General features: G+C 73.3%; 15 protein-coding genes. 5 read left to right on the top strand and 10 right to left on the bottom strand.

The features are described from left to right. Positions 1–25: 25 nt before the first annotated feature. Genes Dsi01nite_RS33915 through Dsi01nite_RS33930 form a run of 4 tightly spaced genes read right to left on the bottom strand, consistent with a single transcriptional unit; the run spans position 26 to position 6,044 of the window. Complete coding sequence (locus Dsi01nite_RS33915) at positions 26–775, bottom strand: thymidine kinase (RefSeq protein WP_373318887.1); 750 nt, start codon at positions 773–775, stop codon at positions 26–28. Positions 776–786: 11 nt separating this feature from the next. Next, entirely contained in the window at positions 787–3,831 is a 3,045-nt protein-coding gene (locus tag Dsi01nite_RS33920) for an AfsR/SARP family transcriptional regulator (RefSeq protein ID WP_203850408.1), read from the bottom strand. Between the two features lie 60 nt (positions 3,832–3,891). Further along, positions 3,892–5,262, bottom strand: a complete 1,371-nt coding sequence (locus Dsi01nite_RS33925; protein ID WP_203850409.1) for an MFS transporter — start codon at positions 5,260–5,262, stop codon at positions 3,892–3,894. Positions 5,263–5,285: 23 nt separating this feature from the next. After that, positions 5,286–6,044 carry a glycerophosphodiester phosphodiesterase family protein gene (locus Dsi01nite_RS33930; RefSeq protein ID WP_203850410.1) on the bottom strand — a complete coding sequence of 253 codons (759 nt, stop codon included), beginning with the start codon at positions 6,042–6,044 and terminating at the stop codon, positions 5,286–5,288. A gap of 126 nt (positions 6,045–6,170) precedes the next feature. Here Dsi01nite_RS33930 and Dsi01nite_RS33935 point away from each other — a divergent pair, with 126 nt between their 5' ends. After that, positions 6,171–7,772 (top strand): Hsp70 family protein, encoded by a 1,602-nt coding sequence (locus Dsi01nite_RS33935; protein ID WP_203850411.1) that lies wholly within the window; start codon positions 6,171–6,173, stop codon positions 7,770–7,772. 128 nt (positions 7,773–7,900) lie between these two features. After that, positions 7,901–8,584, top strand: a complete 684-nt coding sequence (locus Dsi01nite_RS33940) for a hypothetical protein (protein ID WP_203850412.1) — start codon at positions 7,901–7,903, stop codon at positions 8,582–8,584. Between the two features lie 69 nt (positions 8,585–8,653). Here Dsi01nite_RS33940 and Dsi01nite_RS33945 read toward each other — a convergent pair whose 3' ends face one another. From Dsi01nite_RS33945 to Dsi01nite_RS33960, 4 genes are read right to left on the bottom strand one after another with little or no spacing between them, the layout of a single operon-like run. Then, positions 8,654–9,451, bottom strand: coding sequence for a hypothetical protein (locus Dsi01nite_RS33945; RefSeq protein WP_203850413.1), 798 nt, complete (start codon positions 9,449–9,451; stop codon positions 8,654–8,656). Between the two features lie 12 nt (positions 9,452–9,463). Then, positions 9,464–11,383 carry a dynamin family protein gene (locus tag Dsi01nite_RS33950; RefSeq protein ID WP_203850414.1) on the bottom strand — a complete coding sequence of 640 codons (1,920 nt, stop codon included), beginning with the start codon at positions 11,381–11,383 and terminating at the stop codon, positions 9,464–9,466. Next, entirely contained in the window at positions 11,380–12,213 is an 834-nt protein-coding gene (grpE, locus tag Dsi01nite_RS33955; protein WP_203850415.1) for a nucleotide exchange factor GrpE, read from the bottom strand. Before grpE ends, Dsi01nite_RS33950 begins: the two co-directional genes overlap by 4 nt. Positions 12,214–12,238: 25 nt before the next feature. Beyond that, a complete protein-coding gene (locus Dsi01nite_RS33960) occupies positions 12,239–13,750 on the bottom strand; it encodes a dynamin family protein (RefSeq protein WP_203850416.1) in 1,512 nt (503 codons plus the stop codon). A gap of 241 nt (positions 13,751–13,991) precedes the next feature. On the opposite strand from Dsi01nite_RS33960, the gene Dsi01nite_RS33965 reads away from it, so the two are divergent. Both Dsi01nite_RS33965 and Dsi01nite_RS33970 read left to right on the top strand, forming a co-directional pair. Beyond that, positions 13,992–16,508, top strand: a complete 2,517-nt coding sequence (locus tag Dsi01nite_RS33965; protein WP_239136367.1) for a LuxR C-terminal-related transcriptional regulator — start codon at positions 13,992–13,994, stop codon at positions 16,506–16,508. A 16-nt stretch (positions 16,509–16,524) separates the two neighbouring features. Continuing rightward, positions 16,525–17,166, top strand: a complete 642-nt coding sequence (locus tag Dsi01nite_RS33970; RefSeq protein ID WP_239136368.1) for a helix-turn-helix transcriptional regulator — start codon at positions 16,525–16,527, stop codon at positions 17,164–17,166. 42 nt (positions 17,167–17,208) lie between these two features. Here the strand turns inward: Dsi01nite_RS33970 and Dsi01nite_RS33975 are convergent, their stop codons facing one another. Further along, the gene (locus tag Dsi01nite_RS33975; RefSeq protein ID WP_239136369.1) at positions 17,209–19,149 is read right to left on the bottom strand and encodes a putative bifunctional diguanylate cyclase/phosphodiesterase; all 1,941 of its coding nucleotides are present in this window, start codon (positions 19,147–19,149) and stop codon (positions 17,209–17,211) included. Positions 19,150–19,284: 135 nt separating this feature from the next. Between Dsi01nite_RS33975 and Dsi01nite_RS57625 the strand changes: the two genes are divergently transcribed. Beyond that, complete coding sequence (locus Dsi01nite_RS57625; protein ID WP_239136370.1) at positions 19,285–19,728, top strand: GNAT family N-acetyltransferase; 444 nt, start codon at positions 19,285–19,287, stop codon at positions 19,726–19,728. 61 nt (positions 19,729–19,789) lie between these two features. Here the strand turns inward: Dsi01nite_RS57625 and Dsi01nite_RS33985 are convergent, their stop codons facing one another. Further along, entirely contained in the window at positions 19,790–20,695 is a 906-nt protein-coding gene (locus Dsi01nite_RS33985; protein WP_203850418.1) for a lysophospholipid acyltransferase family protein, read from the bottom strand. Positions 20,696–20,883 lie beyond the last annotated feature (188 nt).

Consider the following 20,883-nt stretch of genomic DNA (forward strand, 5'->3'; position numbering starts at 1 on the left):
AGCAGGTTACCGTCCGGTAATGGGGTTAGACGAGCCGCAGCTGCCCCTCCTGCCGGGCGGTCGGGCCGAGGTCACCGACGCGGTGGTGGCGGCGGCACAGCACCTGGTAACGGACGTCCTGTTCGGTGAGGTCCTGCCCTGAGGAGTCAGCGGAGTCAGCGGAGTCGGAGGAGGAGGTGTCGCCGATGACGACCTGGTCGCCTTCGCGGGCGATGCCGCCGTTGACGACGCGGGCGTTGAGCAGCCCCGGCCGGCCGCACCAGCACAGCACCTCGACCTGGACGCGGGTGACCTCGTCGGCGAGCTCGAACAGCCGCTGCGCCGCCGGGAACAGGCTGGTGCGGAAGTCGGTGGCCAGACCGAACGCGTACACGTCGACGTCGGAGGTGTCGACGAGGTCGGCGAGCTGCTCGATCTGCGCGACCGTGTAGAAGCTCGCCTCGTCGCAGATGAGGTAGTCGACCCGGATCCCCTGCTGCCAGCGTTGCCGGACGAGGCCGCGGATGTCGAGGTCGGCGCTGACGTCGACGGCCTCCTTGCCCAGGCCGATCCTGGTCGACAGGCGGCCCGGCCCGGCCCGGTCGATGGTGGTGAGGACCAGACCGCGGCGGCCCTGCCGGGCGTGGTTGTAGTCCATCTGCAGGGCGAGGGTCGACTTGCCGCAGTCCATCGGACCGTAGAAGAACTTCAGCGAGCCACCGCGTCGTAGCCGGCTGTCACCGGCGGCGACGCAGGCGTTCGGGTCTTCGTCGAGGGAGGAGGTGGAGGACGTCACGACGAGGCAGCCTACTGGTCGTGCGACCGGTCCAGGCGCTCCAGGCGCTCCAGGCGCTCCAGCCGTTCCAGGCGGGCGCGGACGTCGTGGCGTTCCGGGGTGCCCATCGCCTCGAACAGTTCCAGCGCCGTGCGCAGCCGTCTGCGGGCCAGGCGCGGGTCGTCGGTGCAGACCCCGAGCCCGTGGTAGGCGCGGGCCTGCTCGTAGCGGTGACCGATGCGCATCGCCCGGTCCAGGACCTGCGCGTGGACGAGCTTGCCCTCCGCGGGCCGGCCGAGCGCGGCCAGGGCCTCACCGTAGGTGTTGCCGGCCTGGCAGGCGACGGTCGGGTCCAGCTGCTGCCCGTCCTCGTAGGCGGTGCGCAGCAGGTCCAGGCCCCGTTCGGTGCTGGCCTCGTTCGCGGCGAGCGCGACGAGGCTGGCGCCGAGGTAGCAGCGGGCCTCGAGCTCGGCGGCGGGTCCGACGTCCCCGCCGAGCTGCCGGCGCGCCCACGACAGCAGCAGCACCGCCTGCCGGTGCCGGCCGAGGCGGGCCCGGGACGCGCCGAGCTCGACGGCGCCGAGCGCGGCGGGCCAGGCCAGGCCGGCGGCGCGGCCGTAGCCGATGATGCGTTGCGCGACGAGCGTCGACTCGTGGACGCGGCCGACGGCGCGGAGCATCCCGGCGAGGGCGCCCCACTGGACGCTGACGTGCCAGCCGTCGCCGACCCCGATGAGGGACTGTTCCAGCAGGTGCAGGGCCTCGTCGAACCGGCCGACGTTGAAGTACACGTAGGCGAGGTTCGACCGGGCCCGGACCCCCCAGGTGGGGTGCGCGACGAGCAGGGCGAGGTGCGCGGCGGCGGAGTTCAGGTCACCGCCGCGGGCGTGCGCGGACGCGAGGTAGTTGTGGGCCATCGCGACCAGGTCCGGGTCGTGGAGGGCCCCGGCGGCGGCGAGGGCGCGGCGGTGCAGGTCCAGGGACACGTCGTTCATCGAGTTGCGGAACAGGTACCCCCACAGGGCGCGGGGCAGCAGGACGGTGTGCCGGTGCCAGCCGAGCCGGTCGGCGAGGTGCGCGGCGGCGACGACGTTGGCCCATTCCAGGTCCAGCCACCGCCGGGTGTCGATCATGTCGGTGAACGTGGGCACGTGCGGGCCGACGTCGGTGAAGTCGACCGGTTCACGGTCGTGGTTGCTCTCCCACACCTTCGTCGCCGCCGCCGTCGCGTGCAGGTAGTAGTCGAGCATCCGCCGGGTCGCCGGGTCGTGTTCCGGGTCGGTGCCGGCGAGGTGGGTGGCGTACTCGCGGAGCAGGTCGTGCAGCCGGAACCGGCCGGCGACGGGTTCGTTGAGCAGGTGCGCGTCGACGAGCTGCGCGAGCAGCGCGTCGGTGTCACCGGCGGGCAGGTCCGCGAGGGCCGCGACGACCCGCATCGACAGTTCCCCGGCGGGGTGCACGCCCAGGAGCCGGAACAGTCGCTGCGCGGCGGGTGGCAGCTGCCGGTAGGACAGTTCGAACGCGGCCTGCGGGGACCGGCCGTCCACTGCGAGGTCGACGGCGGCGGGGTGGGCGCGGCGGAGCCGGTCGGCGAGGTCCGCGACGCTCCACGACGGGCGGTGCGCGAGCCGCGCCGCGGCGAGCCGCAACGCCAGCGGCAGGTGCCCGCACAGGCGGGCGACCTCGGCGGTCGCGGTCGGGTCGGCGGCGGCGCGGGCCCCGACGACCGCGGTGATCAACCGGCGGGACTCGACCGCGGACAGCACGTCCAGCGACACCGGACGGACCCCGTCGAGGCCGGCGATGCGGCGGCGGCTGGTGACGATGACCAGACACGCCGAGGACCCCGGCAGCAGCGGCAGGACCTGCGCGGCGTCGGCGGCGTTGTCGAGCACGAGCAGGACCCGGCGGCCGGCGAGCTCGCTGCGCCACCGGGCGACGCGTTCGTCGGGGTCGGCGGGGACCCGGGCGGGTGGCACACCGAGGTGCGCGAGGAGGACACCGAGGGCGTCGTGCGGCGGCAGCGGCGGCTGGTCGCCGTGCGCGCGCAGGTCCAGGAACAGCCGCCCGTCGGGGTAGCGGCCGGCGACGCGGTGCGCGACGTGGACGGCGAGGCTGGTCTTGCCGACGCCGGCCATCCCGTCGATGCTCAGCACCGCCGGCACCCCAGCGGCGTCCGGGTCGTCGGGGTCGTCGGGGCGGCCCTGGGCGATCAGGTCCGCGACGAGGTCGTCGCGGCCGGAGTAGTCCGCGACGTCCCTCGGCAGCGTCCACAGCCGCGCCGAACCCCCCGAACCTCCCGAACCGCCCGGACCGCCCGGGCCGGGGCCCGGCGGTGCCGCGGCGGCCGGTTCGGGCGGTGGTTGCAGCAGGTCGTGGTGCAGGCGTTGCAGCTGCTCGCCGGGGGGCAGGCCGAGCTCGTCGTCGAGGGCGTCCCGCAGCCGCCGATACACGGCGAGCGCGTCGGCGGTCCGCCCGGCCCGGGTCAGCGCCGTCATCAGCTGCCCGGTGAGCCGTTCCCGCAGCGGGTACTGCTCGACGAGGGCGGTCAGCTGCCCGATCAGCTCCGCGTGCAGGCCGAGGCGCAGCTCCACGTCGACGCAGTCCTCCAGGGCCGCGTCGCGGCGTTCCTCCAGAGCGACGGCGTGGGCCTGCGCGGCGGGACTGTCGACGCCGGCGAGCGCCGGGCCGCGCCACAGGTCCAGGGCGGTGCGCAGCTGCGCGCGGGCGCCGCGCAGGTCCCCGCCGGCGGCCGCGGCCCGGCCGGCGGTGACGAGCTCGGCGAACGTGAGCGTGTCGAGCTCGTCGTCGGCGACGGCGGCGCGGTATCCGGCGGTGTCGGTGCGGATCGTGTCCGGCAGCAGCCGGCGCAGCCGCGACACGCACGTGTGCAGCTGCGCGCGGGCGGTCGCCGGGGCCTGGTCACCCCAGACGGCGTCGACGAGCCGGGCGACGGTGACGACCCGGTTCGGTTGCAGCAGCAGCATCGCCAGCAGCACCCGGTCCCGGGCCGCGGCGATCTTGACCGGCCGCCCGGCGACGTCGACCGCGAGAGGACCGAGCAGCCGGTAACGCACGGTGCCGAATCTAGTCGGCGGGCGGTGGCGGTGGCTACAACCGGTTGCGGAAGGCGGCCGCTACAGGCGGGCCGGTGGGGTGTTGCCGGCCTGTTCGATCGCCTTGCGGATCGGCACCGCGAGCAGCGCGACGAACCCGACGACGAAGAACACCAGCAGCGAGATGATCGCGACGCGGTAGCTGCGGGTGGTGTCGTAGGCGAGGCCGAACAGCAGCGGCCCGAGCCAGCTGGTGCCCTTGTCGGAGATCTCGTAGATGCCGAAGTACTCGCCTTCGCGGCCCTTCGGGATCAGCTGCGAGAACAGCGACCGGGACAGCGCCTGGCTGCCGCCGAGGACCAGGCCGATGCCGCCGCCGAGCGCGACGAACAGCAGCGGCTCCTTCGCCGGCAGGAAGTACGCGATGACGATGATCACGGTCCACAGCACGAGGCTGCCCAGCAGCGTCTTCCACGCCCCGTACCGTTTCGCGAGCCAGCCGAGCAGCAGCGCCCCGGCGAACGCGAGGAACTGCACCATGAGGATCGTCGGGACCAGCACGTCGTCGGACAGCAGGAGCTCTTTCGTGCCGTACTGGCTGGCCAGGGCGATCACGGTCTGGATACCGTCGTTGTAGACGAGGTACGCGACGAGGAAGAACAGCGTCAGCGGGTACGCCTTCAACGAGCGCAGCGTGTGCCACAGCTGCCGGAACCCGTCGGTGAGGATGTTCACGCCGGCCGGGGCGGCTTCCAGCAGGGGCCGGTTGCGCAGCCGGATGAGCGGGATCGTGGTGAACCCGGCCCACCACAGGCCCGCGGACACGATGCTGTAGCGGGCGACCTCGCCGGTGCTCATGCCGAGGCTGTCCTTCATGAGGACGGCGACGACGTTGAGCAGCAGCAGCAGGCCACCGCCGAGGTACCCGAACGCCCAGCCGAAGCTGGAGACGCGGTCGCGGTCCTCCTCGGAGGAGATCTGCGGCAGGAACGAGTTGTAGACGACGACGGACGCGCCGAAGGCGATGTTCGCGACCAGGAACAGCGCCGCGCCGAGCAGGTACCGGTCGCCGGTGAGGAACAGCATCCCGGCGGTCGCGGCCGCCCCGATATACGCGAACAGGGCCAGGAGCTGCTTCTTGCGGGGCGAGCGGTCCGCGATCGCGCCGACGACCGGCAGCACGAACACGGTCAGGAACACCGACAGGCTCACCGTGTACGGGAACAGGGCGCCGGGCGCGATCGCGATGCCGAGCGGGTGGATGACGGCGTCGTCGCAGGCGTCCTCGACGCAGCCGGCGGCCTTCTCCGCGATCGAGGTCAGGTAGGGGCCGAGGAACACCGTGACGACGGTCGTGGAGAACGCCGAGTTCGCCCAGTCGTAGAAGTACCAGCCGACACGTTCCTGTTTCGTGCTGAGCTGCGGTGTTTCGGGCACCTCGACGGCGGACACGGGCGCGGCCTTCCTAGGCTGGGTCAGTCACGGTTCCAGATGCCGCGACCGGCGTACACGTCGCGGAGCACCTCGATGTGATCGGTCATGATGCCATCAACGCCGAGGTCCAGGAAGTGCCCGATCTGGGTGGCGTCGTCGATCGTCCACAGGTGCACGTGCAGGCCCAGCCGGTGCGCGTAGCGGATGAACCGGGGCCCGGCGAGGGTGAGCCGTCCGTACCGGGGCGGGATCTGCGCCGCGACGACCCCGGCGGGGACCTTCACCGGCCGGCCGGTCAGCGACCCGGCGTAGAGGGCGGCGACCTCCCGCGTGCCCAGCGACGTCGCGACGGCGGGTCCGGTCCGGGCGCGGATACGGGCCAGCCGGCGGGACGAGAACGACGCGAGCAGGACCCGGTCGTGGGCGCCGGCCCGGTCGATCACGTCCAGGGTCGGGTCGACGGCCGCGTCGGTCTTGCAGTCGATGTTGAACCGGACGTCCGGCCACGCGTCGAGGACCTCGTCGAGGCGGGGCACGGCGGCGGCGCCGCCGACCCGGACGGTCTGCAGGTCCGCGTACCGAACGTCGATCATCCGACCCGGGCGCCCCAGCATCCGCTGCAGCGTGTCATCGTGGAAGACGACCGCGACACCGTCGGCGGTGGCGTGCGTGTCGGTCTCGATGTACCGGTAGCCGAGTTCGACCGCACGCGCGAACGCCGCTGTCGTGTTCTCGTCACCGGCCGCCGCGCCGCCACGGTGGGCGAAACCCAACGGTCCTGGCAGGTCAAGATAGGCCACGCCGACAGTATGTAGTGATCTTAGGTGGAGTTTGCGTAACGGCGGGTTACCGGCGGCTGTCCAGGAGCCTCCGGAAGGCTTGCCGGGCGACGCAGCGTGTGGAACGGCAAAGGTAGGGTGACGCACATGCGCGTGCTCGGCATCGACTTCGGCACGTCGAACACGGTCGCGATGATCCGGACCCCGGACTCACGGATGCGGCCGCTGCTGTTCGACGGTTCTCCTTTGCTGCCCTCTGCTTTGTACTTCAACACCGACGGCAAGGTTCTCGTCGGGCGGGACGCCGAGCGCAACGCGCGGCTGGACCCGGCCCGGTTCGAACCGAACCCGAAACGTCGCATCGACGACGGTGAGGTGTTCATCGGTGACCACCCGATGCCGGTGCCGCGGCTGTTCGCGCACGTGCTGTCGCTGGTCAACACCGAGGCCCGCCGGCAGCTCGGCGCGGCACCCGACGAGGTGCGGCTCACCCACCCGGCGCGGTGGGGTGAGCGGCGCCGGTCGCTGCTGGTCGAGGCGACCCGCATCTCCGGGCTCGGCACCCCCAGGCTGATCGCGGAGCCGGTCGGCGCCGCGTCGTACTTCACCGCCGTGCTCGGCTCCGCCGTCCCGGTCGGGCGCAGCCTCGCCATCTACGACCTCGGCGGCGGCACGTTCGACGCGACCGTGGTCCGGCGGACCCAGTCCGGGTTCGAGGTCCTCGCCGAGGACGGCCTCGCCGACGTCGGCGGTCTGGACTTCGACCACGCGATCGTCGAGCACCTCGGCAAGGTGTACTCCGAGAGCCACGCCGACAAGTGGACGTCGATCGCGAACCCGTCGGACGCGAACGCCCGCCGGCAGCGGCGGCTGCTGTACGAGGACGTCCGCGGCGCGAAGGAGATGCTGTCGCGGACCGCGTCGACCGACATCCACCTGCCGTCCCTCGAGGTCGACGCGCACCTGACCCGGGAGGAGCTCGAGGGGCTCGTCAAGCCGTACCTGGAGCGGACCGTGTCGTGCCTGCGCCGGGCGATCGACTCCGCCCGGCTGCAGCCGAAGGACCTCGTCGGGATCTTCCTCGTCGGTGGCTCGTCGCGGATCCCTCTGGCGGCGCACCTGATCCACACCGAGCTCGGGGTGGCGCCGACGACCCTGGAGCAGCCGGAGACGGTCGTCGTGGAGGGCGCGCTGTGCATCGGTGCGCCGTCGGCGCCGGTCCGCGCGTCCGGGATGCCGCGGACCGTCACCCCGCCGCCGCCGCCGCAGCAGCAGCGGCCGGTGTCGGCGGTGCCGGTGTCCCCGGCGATGAACCGGCCCGGCCCGGTGCAGCCGCCGATGCAGCAGCGGCCCCCGGTGCAGCAGCCGGTCAACATGGTCCGGCCACAGCAGCCGGTCAACATGGTCCGGCAGCCGCCACCGGTGCAGCAGCCCCCCATCCAGCAGCCGCCGGTGCAGCAGCCGGTCAACATGGTGCGGCCGCAGCCGCCGGTCCAGCTCGTCCGGCAGCCGCCACCGGTGCAGCAGCCGGTGCAGCAGCCGTACCGTCCGCCGGTGTCGCCGGCGCCGGTCGCGCAGCCGGCCCGGCCGGGACCGTTCCCGCCGCAGGTCGCCCGGCCGCAGCCGGCGCCGCAGCCGCAGCAGACGACGGATGAGGGCGAGCGCAACTGGGTCGCCGTCATCATCGTCGTGCTCGTCCTGGTCGCGGTGCTGTTCGTGATCCTGCTGCTGACCGCGTTCAACGGCTGACCTGGCACGTTCCGGACGGCCCGGCACGCACTGCGTGACGGGCCGTTCGCGGGTCAGCGGGCCGCGTCCGAATGTGCCATTCTGTGCCCTCGTGCGCGGGCTGTCCGCGTGTTGGACGGGGAGGCCCGATGGCGAACTGGAACCCGCCACCGCCGTACCAGCAGCAGTATCAACCGCCCTACCAGCCGCCGCGGCGGCGGCGCGGGATCCTGCCGGTCGTGCTCGTCGCGGGCGTGACCCTGGTCGTGGTCCTGATCGCCGCGATCATCGTCGTGCTGGTCGTGCGGCAGCAGGGCGACGACACCGTCGCCGACCCGCCGGCGAGCACCGGCGCCGCGTCACCGTCCGCGACCGGCGCCGGCGCGCTCGACGAGTGCCTGATCGGCAACTGGCGGCAGACGAAGTACAGCGCCGGGTTCGACCTGAGCGGCACCCTGGACCGGGCCGGGAAACCCGTCGGTCAGATCAAGACCACCGGCGACGGCCGCCGCTGGAAGATCACGGCGACGGGCGCGGCGACCGAGACGTTCGACGACGCCGAATACAAGGGGACGGCCACCGACGGGCGCCTGGTCACGTTGACGTTCACCGGCGGCCACGAGTGGAAGATCAAGACGTCCAACGGGCGGATCCTGTTCGAGCTGGTGTCCACGAACCTGGAGATCTCGGTCCTGGTCGACGCCTTCCGGGCCGAGTCGCAGAAGGTCAACCCGCAGAACAACCCGATGCCGTACCAGTGCGCCGGCAACAGCTGGACGGCGACGTCACTGTCCGACGCGACCGCGTCCACCACGTTCGAACGGGCCATGTAGCCCCTATGTAGCCCCCATGTAGCGGCGAACGGCCCCTGGGACGCGTCCCAGGGGCCGTTCGCCGGTCAGTCAGTTCTGCGGGGCCCAGAACCCGGCGAGGGAGCTCGTCGCCGGGTCGTCGGAGCCCAGCAGCAGGCTCCACGGGTCCGCGCCCGCCGGGACGTCGACACCGTCGTAACCGGCCAGATCCGCCGGGTTCGGCGGGTCGACGTGCACGGCCGGGTCGTACGCCGCGGACAGCGAGTGATCGGGGCCGCCGAGGACGTCGGCGTCGCTCCAGGGGAACCCGTCGACGGGTTCGGGCTGGCCGTCCAGGTGGAGCTCCTCGGGAAACGTGTGCTCGGGCCAGCCGTCGTCGCCGCGCAGGTCCGGGTCGGTGCCGAACGTCTCGGCGTCCACGTCCGTGCCACCGGCGGCCACGTCGTCCGTGCTGTCGGTGGTGTGCTCCGTGGTGTCGGTGTGGTCCGCGTGGTCGGTGTGGTCGGTGACGGGTTCGAACTCGGCGTGCTGCGCCGGGTCGCCGTCCTCGGTGGTGAACCCGTCACCGTCGTGACCGTCCTGGCCGTCGTGGATCTCCTGGACGTCATGGACGTCGTTGCCGTCATGGACGGACTGGTCGTAGGCCTCCGCGGCGTGTTCGGTGCCGAGCGGCTCCTCCAGGTCGTCGCCGCCGCCGCTGTGCGGGTCGCCGCCCAGCGCGTCACCGCCGCCGAAGTCGTCGTGACCGTCGAACGTGTGTCCGGGCTCGAACCCGTGCTCGAACCCCTGCCCGTAGCCGGGGTCGCCGCCGATGTCACCGCCGAGGTCGGCGGTGTCACCGGTGTCGGGTTCGTCTCCCGACTCCGACCATTCCCAGTGCCCGTCCATGATCCAACCCCCTTACGCTTCGGCCGGCGCGTCGGCCGCGTCCGCGGGTGCGTTCGGTGCCAGTGCCCGTACCCGCACGAGGACCTCGTCAACCTGTTTGATGCGGGCCCGCAGACCTTCCCGTTCGGTGTTCAGCGCGGCCTTGCGCTTGCCCCGTTCGGCCTTGTCCTCCGTCAGGGACTTGTCGATGTTGGCGATGTGCGCGTCGAGCTGCTTGAGGCGCCGCTCGATCGCCTCGTCCAGGGCGAGGGTCAACGCGTACTGCAGGTCGGTGAACCGGTGCATGATCTCGTCGGCGAGGGCGGCGCGGGCCTCACCGAGGACCTCCCGCAGCCACGCCCGGGTCGCCACCTTGTCCGTCATGCTCTTCCGCTTGAAGATCATGTACGCGCCGGCGGCGAGGCCGAGCCCGATACCGATGACGGGGATGACGAGGCCCGCACCGGCGACACCGGCCAGGCCGATCGCGCCGGCCCCGGCCATCGCGCCCCGCCCGGCCATCATCGCCATACCGGCCGAGGACATGACGACCATCGCGCCGTCACCGCCGCCGCTGTCCCGGCGGGGTTTCGTGCCCAGCGCGTGGCGGAGCTTCGCGTTGAGCTGCCGCAGCACGTGCTGCAGCTCGTTGGGGTGGAACACCTGCGCGAGGACCCGCTCACCGACCTTGCGGAACCGGAACTCCAGGTCGTGTGACAGCCGCACCGACAGCGCGTAGAGGGCCTTGTCGACCTCGGCGGGCAGCTCACTGATGTCGCTGCGGCCGCCCTTGTCGATCTTCTCCATGAACTGTTCCTGCAGCTGCGTCATGTACGACCGCAGCCGGGTCGTCGCCTCGACGCGGGCCCGTTGCGTCTCCGTCGACAGCGCCAGCGACCACTGCCGGGCCTCGGTGCGTTTGCGGGTCGCGACCTGGGCCCGTTCCTCCTTGGCGCGTTCGGCGTCCTTCGGGTCGGGGTCGGTGGCCTTCATCCGGTCGCCGTACTCCTGGTCGATGCGGATGTACTCCGAGCGCACCGAACGCAGCACGTTGGCCTGCTGCAGCAGGTGACCCTTCTTCGCCAGGTCGATCAGGGCGTGCTGCAGCTCCGCGATGCGGGACTCGCGGATCAGCTCCCCGGCGGCCTCCTTCGGCAGGGTCATCGCCAGCTCCGCCAGGCGCGCCGACACCGGGAACCACGGCGCCGAACCGAACCGGGGCGCGTGCGTCTGCAGCTGCCCCTTGTTGTCGGCGAGGATCGTGCGCCAGCCCGGGTACGCGTCGACCTTCGTCAACGCGAACAACACGAAGTTGACCTTCTTGCTGGCCTCGATGAGGAAGTTCATCTCCGGCTTGGAGAACGGCGAGGACGCGTCCACGACGAACAGCAGGGCGGTGGCCCGCTCCACGGCGTCCATCGCGACCTCGACGTGCATCGAGTCCAGGCCACCGGTGCCGGGGGTGTCGGTCAGCGTCAGGTACTGCAGCAGCGGCGCCGAGTGGTGCACCTCGATCCGCCGTGGCGGGCGCATCCCGTCGGGGAGCCGACCCAGGACGGTGCCCCAGTCCCGCAGGTCGGTCAGGTTGATCGGGATCGGGTCCTCCCGGCCCGGCACGTACGCGCGGGCGCCGTGCTGCGGGTTGTGGGTGAACTCCAGGTACGACGCGGTCGCCACCGCCGCGTCGACCGGCGACAGGTTCGGCACCCCCATCAGCATGTTCGTGAGGCTGCTCTTGCCACGTTTCGTCTCACCGACCACGACGATGCGGGGACGTTGCACGTCGCGGCGGCGTTCGGTGTCCACGTCCGCGGCCGCGTCCGGGTCGATCTTGCGCAGGTACGCCAGGGACCCGTCGACGCCGGCCTTGAGCAGCTTGCCGAGGGCCGCCTCCGGGCTCGGCGGCTTCGGCTTGCCGTTCGCGGGGGGCGCCGCGTTCTCCGTCGAGGTCATCGGGGCTGCTCCCTGCGTGGTTGCGGGCTGGTCGTGTGCTGGGCGGGCTGTTGGGCGGGCTGTTGGACCGTCGGGTGCGCGCCGGTGGGCCCGCCCGGGTTCCGGGCGGCCTGGTAGACGGTGACGATCGGGGCACGCAGCACCCGCCCGTCGCGGTCGAGGTAGCCGGGGACCTCCACGGCGGCGATCGACCCGATCAGCTTCGGGTCGGCGGCCGGTGCCGCGCCGCCGGCCTCGTGGTGCGCCGGGTCGAACCGGACCCCGGTCGGTTCCAGGGTCTTCACCCCGGCCTCGGCCAGGGCGGCGCCGAGCCGGTCGCCGAGCGCCTTGGACGTGACCCGGTCCCGGACGTAGATGCACGCCTGGACGAGGGCCCGCCGGTCGGCGTCGGCCGGGCCGGTCCCGTTGCCGCGGGCCGCGGCGACGGGCACCTGCACCTGGCGGGGACCGCCGCGGGAGGACAGCAGCAGCAACAGCAGCAGCGCCGCACCGACGAGCAGCGCACCGACGAACCCGGTCAGCGCCGCGGTCACCCCGAACGGCTCCCGTGCGGTGCACGCCGGCTGCGCGGCCTGGACCACGCCGGCCGCGGCGGTCGGCTGCTGCTTCGGCGGCGCCTCGGGGGCGCCGCCGCCACCGACGGAGTCACCGATCCCGGCGCCGCCGGCAGCGGTCGTCGGGGCCGCCGGAGCGGTGCTCGCCGTCGACGCCGGCACCGCCGGGCAGTCGGGGGCGCCGCTGATCAGGCCGGTCGCGGCGCCGGTGAGCACGGCGACGATCAGGGCAACAGCCACGGCGACGAGACGCAGGCTGTTGGAGGACGAAAACATCGTCGGCTCCTGGGGGTAGGTGCCTTCAGTTGACACGGGCTTGGCCACGGATACGTTGGGACAGCAGGTAGAAACCGCGGTGCGCGACGAGCGCGACCCGCGACTGGGACGGGCTGGCACCGGCGACGGCGTAGGCCCGCCACCGGGTCGCGGCGTCCAACGCGGCCCGGACCATCTGGTCACGGTCGGATCCCTGCAGGTTCAGGATCCAGCCGGGGTCGTTGGACAGCGCGAGACGGGTCAGTTCGCCCTCCATCTGGTCGGGCAGGTCCACGGCGCCGGTCGTGACGAGCTGCGCGACCTCGAGCAGCCGCAGCCGGTGCGACTCCGGCTGCTGCAGGACCCGCTCGATCGCGTCGCGGAGCAGCTCCCGGTCGTGCGGCCGTTCGGCGTGGCTGGCGATCTTCTCCAGGCTCGACAGCGCCCACCCGGCCTTGATCGCGTCGGTCCGCCACCGGAACGCGTGGTCCAGGGTCTGCCGCAGGCGGGGGAACCCGGACGCCTGGAACAGCATCCGGACGAGCTCACCGGTCGCCAGGGTCGGCTTGTTGACCAGCTGGGCGATGGCGAAGCTGATCCCGTACAGGTCCAGCAGCCGCAGCAGCCGCTCCCGGGACTCGCGGGTGATCCCGCACTCACGGGTCGTGAACAGGTCCACGGAGGCGAGCAGGACGGTGCGTTCGCCCTGGGGGAGCGCGGCGAGCTGCCGCAGCGCCTCACAGTCCGCGGCGGTGAGCCGGCCCGCCTCGGTCGTCTCGGCGAGCAGCCCCACGACCGGCACCACATCCGAAACGACGCGGCGCAGGACCTTGGACTGGTCACCGGCGAGCGGGGCGACGATCGGCCACGGGTCCTGGCCGCCGCCGGCGAGCTTGTCGACCTTGTTGAACAGGCCGAGGGAGTTGATCGGGTTGGACGACAACCTGGCCGAGATCGACCGGAACGCCTCCAGGGCCTGCACGTCGTCCTCACGGACCGACTGCGTGAACACGTAGATGATCGCCTCGGCGCCGGACAGGGCACCGGCGGAGTCGGAGTCCAGGTCGTCGTCGATCGGCGCCTCGGAGAACAGGAACCGGCGGGCCTGGTCCGACACGGACGTGTTCGCGCTGGACAGGCCGGGCGTGTCGACGACGGTCAGGTCCCGCAGGTGGTCACTGGTCAGGGTGACGTCGACGTAGGCGACGTCGTGGCGGGCGACGCCGAGCCGCTGCGGGATCATCCCGGCCTCGTCGAGGGGGAGGCTGACCCGGGCGCCGTTGCGTTTGACGACGTCGACCCGGTCGGACGTGCCGTACCGGAACTGGGTCACGATGCGGGTGCACTCACCGACCTCCGTCGGCGCGACCCGCCGGCCGATGAGCGCGTTGACGAGCGTCGACTTGCCGGACTTGAGCCGGCCCGCGATCGCGACCCGCAGCGGCTCGCCGAGCCGCCGCCGCACGTCGACGACCTGCGCCTGGGCGCCGCCGCCGAGCCGGTTGCCGACCTCCGCGCACAGGTCCGCGACCCGGGAGCTGAGTGGTCCTGGAGCCACGTCCTCAGCCCCGGACCGCTGCGGCTGCTGATACGTCCCCGGGGAGACTGATCACCGACTGCGCGAGGCCGGTGTTTTCAGCCAGAATGCCGACGTACCCTCGGGGTTCCAAGGGGTGGTCCTCGCTCATTACTCGCTCCCGGGTGGAATCAGACCGTCATGTCACGCACGTACGGCACACACATTACGAATATCCTGCGCGCGCAGGATCCCATGTTCGTGCCACGAATGGAGGCGAGAAGTGCCTGAGGCACCGACTGACGAGCCAGGCGCCGCGGCCGTGACGGTCGGCCGGGCGACGGTGGGTGCCACCGCGTGGCCACCCGCCGACCTGGTCGCCGCGGCGGTCGACGCCCTGCGTAACCCCGGTCTGGTGGTCATCGCGGGAGCGCCCGGCACCGGCCGGTCGACGGTGCTGAAACGGCTCGGCGAGACGTTCCGCGGCACCGTGTTCGCCGGTGGTGCCCTGGCGATGCTGCGTGGCGTGCCCGCGTTGCCGCTGTCGCGGGCGGTGCGGGTGCGACTGCCGTCACATGAGGCGCCGCTGCTCGCCGAGGCCGTCCGTTCCCGGGTTCGTCACGGTCTGCTGCTCCTCGACGACCTGCAGTGGGCGGATCCGCTGACGATCGCCGCGTTGCCGGCCATCGCCGAACACTGTCGGATAGCCGTCACGTTACGTACGCCGCACCGGCTGCCCGGCGACGCCGAGCAGGTCCTCCGCGCCGCCGCGACCGCCTGGCTGAACGTGCCCGCGATGCCCGCCGACGCCGCCGCGGCGCTCGTGCGGCAGATCGCGCCGGGCGCGTCGACGACCGTCGTCACCGACCTCGTCCGCCGCGCCGGTGGGGTACCCCTCGCCGTGACCGCCCTGGCGAAACACGTCGCGCAGGGCGGCACCCCCCTGGACGCCGACAAGGGCCTCGCGTACACCGTCGCCGGGGCCCTCGCCGACCTCAACCGTCCCGCCCGCACCGCCATGGCCGCCCTCGGCCTGCTCGGCCGGCCCGTGACCGCGACCGTCCTCGGTGAGGGCATCGCCGAGCTCACCGCGACCGGCCTCGTCGAGGTCGACGACGCCGGGATCGCCGCGCCCGTGTCGCCGTACACCGCCGAGGTCGCCGCCGGTCTCCTGGAGGCCGCCGAACGGGTCGCGTTGCACCGGCGCCTCGCCGGGCTCGTCCCGCCCCGCGAGGCGGCCCGGCACCTCGCCGCCGCCGGCGCGTCCGGCGACGCCTACCAGGTGGCGGTCCGCGCCGCCGGGACCGCCGCGTCCAGCGGCGAACGCGCCGAGCTGCTGCTCCTCGCATGCGACCTGCCCGGCGTCACCGCCGCTGCCGACGTGCGCCTGGAAGCGGCCCGTGCCGCGCTCGCCGCCGGCCGGCCCGGCTCCTGCCTGCGGGTGCTGCCCGCCGAAGCCGTCGCCGACCCCGGGATCGGCGCCGTCGGCGCGGTCCTGCGCGGGGAGGCGCTGCTGCAGCAGGGCAACCCGGTCGCCGCCGCGCACGCCGTCACCACCGTCGGTGACGACGCCCCCGCCGACGTCCTCGGCGCCCGCGACCGGGTCCGGCTCCTGGCCACCCTCGCCGGCGACGCCGACGCGGCCCTCACCCGCGCCGAGGAGCTCCTGCGCGTCCACGGCGAGGCCCCCGCCCACCCGGGGCTTCGGGCCGCGATCGCCGCCGTCCGGGCCGGCACCCGCCGCCCCGGCTGGGAGTACGGGCTCGCGTCCGCCGCGTCCGCGGCCGGGCAGGCCGGTGACGTCCTCGCCGCCCGCTGGTCGGCGTGGCTGCTGGTGGAGACCCTCACCGCCGACGCCCGCCTCGCCGAGGCGTCCAACGCCGCCGCCGCCGCGGCCGCCGCGTGCGCCGGTGACCTCGCCTACTCGTGGCAGACCCGGTTCATCGCCGCGCAACTGTGGTGCGACGCGCTGCGCGGCGAGGAGATCGACGAGGTCGTCCGCCGCGCCGGTGACCTCACCGACCGGACGCTGCCCGCCGTCGCCCGCGGCTACGCCGTCGCCGCCGCCAGCCTCGCCGAGGCCGACGGCGGCCTGCTCGCCCCGGCCCGCGCCCGCCTCGACGCGCTCACCGGCCGGCCGTCGTCGACCGGACCCGTCCTGGACTGGGTCACCCGGGAGGCGGCGTGGCTGGACGGGCAACCCGACCACGCCACGTCCCGCGCCACCGACCTGCCGGCGCCGCCGCTCGTCGACGGGCTGCGCCGCATCACCGCCCGGTGGGCCGCGTACGACGCCGGCGACTTCGCCGCCGCCGGCACGGACCTCGGCGACCGGCCCCTCGCCGCGGTCGCCGCGACCCTCGACGCGTGGAAGGCCCCCGACCTGTTCGCCGCCGCCGCGACCGCCTGGCACGACCTCGCCCGCCGCGAGGAGGTCCGCTGCCTGCTCGCCCAGGGCATCCTCGAGGAGGACGCCGAACGGGCGGTGCCGGCGCTGCTGGAAGCCGAACGCCTCGCCGAGGAGGCCGGCCTCGTCGTGCTGCTCGGCCGGACCCGCCGCGCCCTGCGCCGGCACTCGATCCGCCGCGACACCCGCGGCCGGCGCGCCGGCGACGACCTCACCGACCGGGAACGCGACGTGCTGCGCCTCGTCGCCAACGGCGAACCGACCCGCCGCATCGCCGGGCAGCTCGGCATCTCCCGGGAGACCGTCGAAACCCACATCCGCTCCGGGATGCGCAAGCTCGGCGCCCGCACCCGCACCGAGGCCGCCGCCCTTGCGATCGAGGAACTTGGATGAGTAATGGTGTGCTCTTGTGCGTGGGCGCCTCCGCACCGCATCGTTGGCGGATGACACCCGCTGGACCGCCCCGACCGACCGGCTGCGTCACCGGTCAGGGCCGCTGATGGCGGGCGACCCCGCACACGCACCCCGCTACGTGGTCGCGTCCGGAGGCGACGCCACCAGCGTGCTGCGCCGGCTCGCCCGCGCCGGCTGGACGACCCGGGAAGGGTTCGCGCTCACCGACCAGGCGTGGGACGTCTCCGACGCGCGGCTCGCCCTCTACGGACGCGTCGCGGAGGGCGACACCGCCGAACTCGCCCTGCTCGCCGCCGCCCGCGGCGCCGGGATCGTCGCGATCTGCGACGCCGGCGGCGACATCGGCCGGGCCCTGCTCGCCGACCTCGCCCGCATCGGTCCCGTCAGCACCGACCCCGACGCCGACCTCGGCACCACCCCCGAACCCGACAGCGGCGGCCCCCAGCTCGCCCCCGAGCAACGCGCCCTGCTGGAGCGGCTCGCCGGTGGTGAGACGATCGCCGCCGCGGCCGCCGCGGAGTTCCTGTCGCTGCGCACCGCGAACCGGCGCATCGCCGAGGCCCGCGAGGTCCTCGGCGTGCGCACCACCCGCGAGGCGGTCCTGGCGTACCTGCGGATCCGCCGCGAAGGCGGCTGACCGCCCTTCAGCGGACTTCTCACCGGACTTCTCACCGGCCTTTCAGCCGACCCCGGCCGGCTGCAACCAGCGTTGCAGCCGGTCCGCCGGCTCCGGCCGGGCGTAATGGAACCCCTGCGCGATGTCACAGCCGAGCCGCCGCAACGCCGTGACCTGCCCCGCGTGCTCCACCCCCTCCGCCACCACCGTCATCCCCAGGTTGTGCCCCAGGTCGACCGCCGAACGGACCAGCACCGCGTCGTCGTCGTCCGCGCCGGTCAGGTTCACCACGAACGACCGGTCGATCTTCAGCTCGTCGACCGGGAGCTGCCGCAGGTACGCCATCGACGAGTACCCGGTGCCGTAGTCGTCGATCGACAACCGGACCCCGAGCCGGTGCAGACCCCGCAGCGTCGCCGTGGCCAGGGCCGGGTTCGCCATCACCGCGCTCTCCGTCACCTCCAGCCGCAACAACCGCGCCGGCAACCGGTGCTGCACCAGCAGCCCCTCGACCCGGTCCCGCAACGACGGGTCCGTCAGGCACCGCGGCGACAGGTTCACCGCCACCGGCACCTCCACCCCGGCCGCCCGCCACGCCGCCGCCTGCTCCACCGCCCGCGCCAGCACATGCGTCGTCAACAGGTTGATCAACCCGGTGTTCTCCGCCATCGGCACGAACTCGCCCGGCGCGACCATGCCCCGCGACGGATGATGCCACCGCACGAGCGCCTCCACCCCGCACAGCTCGCCGCTGACCAGGGCGACCTTCGGCTGGTAGTACAGCACCAGCTCGTCGCGCTCCGCGAGGGCCCGGCGCAGGTCACCGAGCAGCAGCAGCCGGCTCGGTGGCGCGGCGGTCGTCGCCGGCTCGTACACCACCGCACCGTTCTTCGTGTCCTTCGCCTCATACATGGCGACGTCCGCGGCGCGCAGCAGCTCATCCGCGGTGACCGTCTCCTTCACCGGGCCGTGGATCGCGATGCCGATGCTCGCCTCCACGTCCACCGTCACGTCCCGCAGCACGAAACTCTGATGCAGCCGCTCCTGCAACCGACCCGCCAGGCCCCGCGCCCGGTCCACGTCCGCACCCGGCAGCAGCACCGCGAACTCGTCCCCGGACAACCGCGCCACCGTGTCCCCGGCCCGCACCTCACCGGTCAGCCGCGCCGCCACCTGCACCAGCAGCTCATCACCGTACTGATGCCCGAGGGTGTCGTTGACCTCCTTGAACCGGTCCAGGTCCAGCAGCATCACCGTCAGCACGGCGTCCCGCACCAGCAGCTGCTGCTCGAGCCGCTCCGTGTACAGCGTCCGGTTCGGCAGCCCCGTCAACGCGTCGTGCCGCGCCGCGTGCTCATGCCGGTCCGCCTGCGCCATCATCGTGTTCTGGTACCGCACCACCAGCAGACCCAGCCAGACCAGCAGCACCGCCCCCAGCCCGACCGCCCCCAGCAGACTGCCGAACACCAGCGCCTCGACCCGCCGCAACTCCTCGATCGCCGCGTTCGCCCGCCCCGCGTGCAGGTCCGCCGCCGCCTGGATCTCCGCACTGAGCTGGTAGAAGATCCGGTCCACGTCGTTGTTGTTGATCCGCGTCGCCTCGATCTGGTCGCCGTTGTCGACGGCCGCGAACACCCGCAGCACCGCATACCCGTACTCGTCGTGGACGTGCCGCAACCGCAACGCCAGGTCCCGGTCCGTCGCCCCGCCGCGGGACTCGACGTCGGCGAGGGCCTTGTGCAACGCCGCCCCCGCCATCGCGTGCCGCGCCCGCACCTCGTCCCCACGGTCCAGGCGATACTTGCGCTCGAGGGACTCCTCCTCGGCGATCGCCTTGTTGGCCCGCGCGTACGCGTCGGCGAGGGCCGTGGACCGCGCGACCGTCTCCGCCGCGTGCCGGGTCCTGGCGACCCCGACGACACCCAGCCCGGCGACCGACAACAGCACGACGATGACCCCGCCGATGGCCAGCCGCCACCGCCTGCGGATACGGGATTCCTTCACCCCCGGGAACCCCCTCCGCCGCGTGACGACCTGGTGACCGACCTGTCGTGTCCACGTCGGCAGGACAACGCCGCGGGGGAGCGGTTCGCCAGGATCGGTTCGGGTGCCCTTCGGGTCCCCTGCGATACTTCGGCCGTGACCGCGCTGTGGACGGTACGTCCGGCCACCCCGACGGACGTCGAACCGATCGCCGAGATCCGCGCCGAGGTGCTACGCCCCGACCTGGAACGCCTCGGCCGCTACGACGAGCACCGGGTCCGGCAACGCCTCCGGGACTCGTTCACCCCGGACCACACCACGATCATCGTCACCGGCGGCGCCGTGGCCGGCAGCGTCGCCGTGCGGCCCGCGGGGGACTGCCGGTGGCTGGAGCACTTCTACCTCACCGCCGCCCTGCACGGTCAGGGGATCGGCTCGGCGGTGCTGCGGAACGTCCTGACCCGCGCCGACGCCGACCGGGCGCCGGTGCGGCTCAACGTCCTGCAGGGCAGCGCGGCGCGGCGCCTGTACGAACGGCACGGCTTCACCGTCGAATCCGAGGACCCGGTCGACGTGTTCATGCTCCGCCCGCCGCGCTGAACTCCTCGCTTTGCGTGGTCCTGCTGCTTGTGGTGTCGCTCGTTGGCGTTGGCGTTTGGCGTCAGCGGGCCGGGCGGTGCCGTCGCTGTGTTGACAACGGCCGGACCGGATCGACGTACCGCGGCAGCCGCGGCTCCGCCACCCGCAACGCCGCGAGCTCGGCCGTGATCGCGTCGATGATCCGGTCCGTCGCCCGCTGCGCCGCACCCGGCGACGCCGGGTCCAGGTCCGACAGGTTCACCGGCGCCCCGAAATGCACCCGCACCACCGGCCGCCGCAGCAACGAACGCCCCAACGTCCGCACCGTCGGCCCGAACCCACCCCACGCCGCGACCTCGTGCGCACCCCACTGCGCGACCGGCACCACCGGCACCCCGGTCCGCAACGCGATCCGCGCCATTCCCGTCTTCCCCCGCTCCGGCCACATCCCCGGATCGAGCGTGATCCGCCCCTCCGGATAGCCGAGCACGTGCGACCGGACCGCGAGGGCGTCGGCGACCGCGTCGACGGCCGTGCCGACGTCCGCCTGCCGCCGGTTGATCCTGATGTGGCCGGCGGCCCGCATCACCGACCCGACCACCGGCGCCCGGAACAACCCACCCGTCGCCATCAGCCGCGGCGCCAACCGCGCCACCCGGCACGCCGCGGTGATCGCCACCGGGTCGAACGGCCCGATGTGGTTCGCCGCGAAGATCACCGGCCCGTCCCGCAACGCCGCCGGCACGTCCCCGGTCACCTTCAACCGGGCCACCGGCAGCACCACGACCCTGGCCAGGAACAGCAGGAACCGCCACGTCCGCGGCGCCCGCCACGTGACGCCGGTCACCGGGCCCACGGCGCGGGCCGGCTCGGCGGGGGAGACGCTCAGGTCACCGGCGGTCACGCTGCGGGCGCCGAACTCCGCCACTGGGTCCGCCGCACCCTGCTCCACGTCAACCTCGCCACCGTCAGCTCCGAACTGGACCATGGAACGGTAACGCCGCAGCGCTGCCACGCAAATCCCACCGCGGCCCCGGTCCGCCGGCGCCTTCACCGAACCGGCCGGCACCACGCCCGGGCCCGGCTCCTGTCAGCCGCTCTCGTCAGCCGCTCTCGTCAGCCGCTCTCGTCAGCCGCTCTCGTCAGCCGCTCTCGTCAGCCGCTCTCGTCAGCCGC

It is taken from the genome of Dactylosporangium siamense (genome assembly GCF_016862795.1).
GTDB classification, from domain to species: Bacteria; Actinomycetota; Actinomycetes; order Mycobacteriales; family Micromonosporaceae; genus Dactylosporangium; species Dactylosporangium siamense.